We start from the raw sequence: 4639 nt of genomic DNA, 5'->3' as shown, positions 1-4639 counted from the left end.
GGCCGCCGGGACGGCGGTCAGTTCGGCTGCCAGTCGCACGAAACGACGCGACAGTTCCTCGATCGTGGCCTCGTCGAACAGGTCCGTCGCATAGCGCAGCACACCGGTCCACGGACGCCCGGCGTCGCCGGAGGACACGATCACCGACAGATCCATTTGTGCCGGAACCTCATCCAGCTCGATGGGAGCGATCTGCAGGTCGCCCACCGTGACATCGGCGTCGGCGACCGATGCGGCCGGGTTGAACGACAGCATCACCTGCGCGAGCGGCGCGAACGCCTCGCTGCGCACCGGGTCGACGGCCTCCACCACCGACTCGAACGGCACGTCGGCGTGCGCGAACGCGTCCAGGTCGGTCACCCGGACCTGTTCGAGCAGTTCCTCGAACGACGTCGACGACTGGACGTCGGCCCGCAACACCAGGGTGTTCACGAACATACCCACCAGCGGATCAAGCACCGCCTGACCACGACCGGCAACCGGTGTGGACACCGCGATATCCGAGGTGGCGCTCAGCCGGGCCAGCAGCACAGCGAGGACCGCATGGACCACCATGTACTCGGTGACCCCGTAGCGGCGCGCGATCTCACCGATCCGGTCCGACACCTCACCCGGGAACTCGAACGCGACATCGGCGCCGCGGTACGACGCCACCAGCGGACGCGGACGGTCGGCCGGGAGGTCCAGCACATCCGGCAGACCGGCAAGCCTGTCCTTCCAGTACCCGAGTTGATGCCCGATCACCGAATCTGCGTCGTCGGCCGAACCCAGGACCTCGTGCTGCCAGATCGCGAAGTCCGCGAACTGCACCTCCAGCGGCGCCCAGTTCGGTGAATCACCCTGTGCGCGAGCGGAGTAGGCGAGCACCAGGTCCGTCACCAACGGCAGCATCGACTCGCCGTCCAGACCGATGTGGTGGGCCACCACCGCCAGGAGGTAATCGCCGGCCGGGGTGGGGGCGTCATGACTCTCGGGTCGCCGGACCCCTCGTGACCCTCGCTCCTTCGTCGCATCGGCCTCAGGGATAAAGAAGGTGGAACCGTCAGTGCTGCTGTCGCGGAGGATGACCCGCAGGGGCCACTGCGTGGTGACGTCGAAGCCGGTTGTCGCCGCTGCGAATACATCGTCATCGGTGGCGACGACCTGCCAGATGCCGCGTTCGTCGAACTCGGCGATGTCGCCGACCTGCTGGAACGGCACTCCGGCGGCGGACGGGAACGAGGTGCGCAGCACCTCGTGCCGGCTGAGCACGTCGATCACGGCCTGCCGCAACGCATCCACATCCAGCGAACCCGTCAGGCGCAGCACGGCGGGGATGTTGTAGGTCGACGCGGACGCCTCGAAGCGGTTGATGAACCACATGCGCTGCTGCGCGAACGACAGCGGAATCCGGTCCGGACGCGGCTCGACCGCGACGATCGGGGCCAGCGCGGCGGTGTTGCCGGCGGCGGCGGCCGCCAGGGCGCGCACCGTCGGCGCGCCGAACACCTCACGAACCGAGATATCGACGCCGAGCGCGTCTCCCGCCTGCGCGGCCAGCCGCATCGCCGACAGCGAGTTGCCGCCGAGGTCGAAGAACGAGTCGGTCACGCTGATCCGGTCGAGGCCCAGGACGTCGGTGAACGCACCGAGCACCGCGAGTTCCGCAGCGGTCTCCGGTGCCACGACGCCGTCGCCGTGCGCGCCGAACTCCGGTTCGGGCAGGGCGCTGCGGTCCAGTTTGCCGTTGGCGGTCAACGGCAGTGCTGCCACCGGCAGCACGATGGTGGGGACCATGTATGCGGGCAGCTGCCGTGAGGCGGCGGTGATCACCTCGTCGGCCACCACCTCGGTTCCGGCGTCGGGAACGACATACCCGACAAGGGTGTCGCCGGACGGTCCGTCGAAGATACGGACGGCCGCACCGGTGACACCGGGAGCGGTCAGCAGCGCCGCCTCGATCTCTCCGAACTCGATGCGGAAGCCGCGCAACTGCACCTGTGCGTCGCCGCGGCCGAGGTATTCGATGTCGCCGCCGAAGCGCCGCGCCCGGTCACCGGTGCGGTACATGCGGGATCCGTTGCCGGCGAACTGGTCGGTGCTGAACGGATTGGCGACGAAACGTGTCGCCGACAGGTCGGTACGTCCGAGGTAGCCCTGCGCGAGTTGCCCACCGGTGACATACATTTCACCCGGAACACCCTCCGGCACCGGGCGCAGCCACTCATCCAGGATGTGGATGCCCAGGGATGCGAGCGGGCGGCCGATGTACGACGCGTCATCGGCGGACACCGAATCGGAGTCCAGCGCCCGGTAGCTGACGTGGACGGTGGTCTCGGTGATGCCGTACATGTTCACCAGCCGCGCGTGGTCACCCGGGAACTCGTCATACCAGCGCCGCACATGCTCGAAGCTCAGTGCCTCTCCGCCGAAGACGACGTACCGCAGCCGCAGGTCGACGGGGTTGCGGCGGCGGGCATCGATCAGCTGGTAGAACGCCGACGGCGTCAGGCTCAGCGAGGTGACGCCCTCGGTGGCGAGCAGTTCGACGAACCGGTCGATGTCCCGGGCCACGTCACGGTCGACGATGACGCAGCGTCCGCCGTAATACAGCGCACCCCACAGTTCCCACACCGAGAAGTCGAAGGCGTAGGAGTGGAACATGGTCCACACGTCGTCGGCGGTGAACTCGAAGTCACCGGCGGTGGTGTCGAGCAGCGTGACCACGTCACGGTGAGTCACTTCCACGCCCTTGGGCAGACCCGTCGAGCCAGAGGTGTAGATCACGTAGGCCCGTGAATCCGCTGGGACGGCAACAGCACTCACCGTGGCGGTGTCATGGTTCGCCGATACCAGCGCGCGGACGTCGACTGCTTCAACACTGTCGGGAACGGTCGTCCACAGTTCGTGACCGGAAGCGGTTTCGTCGGTCAGGATCACTGCCACGCCGGCGTCGGACACGATGTGCGCCAGGCGTGCCACCGGGTTGGTGAGGTCGAGGGGAACGTAGGCGGCTCCGGCCTTGAGCGTGCCGAGGATCGCGGTGACGAGGTCGGTGTTGCGGGCCGTCGCCACGCCCACCAGGTCGCCCGCGCCGATGCCGTGTGACATCAGTCCCGCGGCAACCGCATTCGATTCCCGGTCGAGTTCAGCGTAGGTCAGTGCGGTGCCGCCGGCGGTGACCGCGATCGACTCACCGTGCGCCGCTGCGGAGGCCACGAGCAGATCGGACAGTGTCGAACCGGTGTTCACAGTGGTGGTGATGGGGCCGGCCAGGCCGGCCAGGAGATCCCTGTCGTGTGGGAGCAGCAGGTCGACTTCGCCGACTATCGTGCCGGGGCCCGCGGTCAGCGCATCCAGCATCCGGACAAACCTGTCGGCGAAGGCGCTGATGGTCGATTCGTCGAACAGGTCGGTCGCGTAGGTCAGCACCCCGGTCCACGGCTGTCCCTGCGCCGCGGAGGACACGACGACCCGCAGGTCCTGCTGCGCGGCCACCACCGGCGATTCGGCGGCGGCGATCTCGACCCCGGCGATCTCGACGGCGGCGGAACCCGCTGACGCGACCGGGTCGAACGACAGCATCACCTGAGCGAGCGGTGCGAATGCCTCGCTGCGCACCGGGTCGACGGCCTCGACCACCGATTCGAACGGCACATCGGCATGCGCGAAGGCATCGAGGTCGGTCCCCCGCACGCGATCGAGCAACTCGGCGAACGGCTTTCCGGGATCGACGGCGGTCCGCAACACGAGCGTGTTCACGAACATGCCCACCAGCGGATCGAGCACGGCCTGGCCGCGCCCGGCGGTCGGGGTGCCGACCGAGATATCTCCGGTGGCTGTCAGCCGGGCCAGCAGCGCCGCCAGCGCGGTATGCGCCACCATGAACGGGGTGACACCGAATTCGCTTGCGACAGTTGCAACCCGTTCGGAAACCTGCGCCGGGATCGTGAACCCGACGTCGGCGCCGGCGTGCGAGGCGACCGCGGGCCGCGGACGGTTGGCGGGCAGTTCCAGCACATCCGGCACACCTGCAAGTTGCTGCCGCCAGTAGCCGAGCTGCCGACCGATCACCGAATCGGCGTCGTCCGCAGAGCCGAGCACCTCGTGCTGCCAGATCGCGAAGTCGGCGAACTGCACGTCCAGCGGCGCCCATACTGGTGAATCACCCTGTGCGCGAGCCGTGTACGCGGTCACGATGTCGGTGATGAGCGGCAGCACGGATTCACCGTCGGCGGCGATGTGGTGGACGGTCAGCGCGAGGACGAAGTCGCGGTCACCGTCCGGCAGCAACCGGACCCGCAGCGGCCACTCGGTGGTCACGTCGAAACCGTCTGCCACCGAGGTGAGCAGTTCGTCGCGGGTACCGACGACCTGCCACACGTCGTGGTTGTCGAAGTCGGCGATATCCCCGATGACCTGGTGCGGCACTCCACCGCGGGCCGGGAACACCGTCCGCAGCACCTCGTGCCGATCGACCACGTCGATCACGGCCTGCCGCAACGCATCCACGTCGAGCGCGCCCGTCAGCTTCAAGACCGCGGGAATGTTGTACGTCGCCGCGGACGGCTCGAACCGGTTGATGAACCACATGCGCTGCTGCGCGAACGACAACGGCACCAACTCCGGACGCGGATCGACCGCGACGATCGGGGCAAGT

The 4639-nt window shown here is 68.1% G+C and carries 1 protein-coding gene; it reads right to left on the bottom strand.

The annotated features are described in order from the left end of the window. Positions 1 to 4639 (bottom strand): non-ribosomal peptide synthetase (locus GOAMR_RS08595; protein WP_005185668.1); only part of this gene is annotated, 4639 nt, incomplete at both ends.

The sequence above is a fragment of the Gordonia amarae NBRC 15530 genome (assembly GCF_000241345.1).
Lineage (GTDB): Bacteria > Actinomycetota > Actinomycetes > Mycobacteriales > Mycobacteriaceae > Gordonia > Gordonia amarae.
The sequence above is the reverse complement of the archived record's forward strand: the minus strand, read 5'-3'. Positions and strand labels throughout refer to the sequence as shown.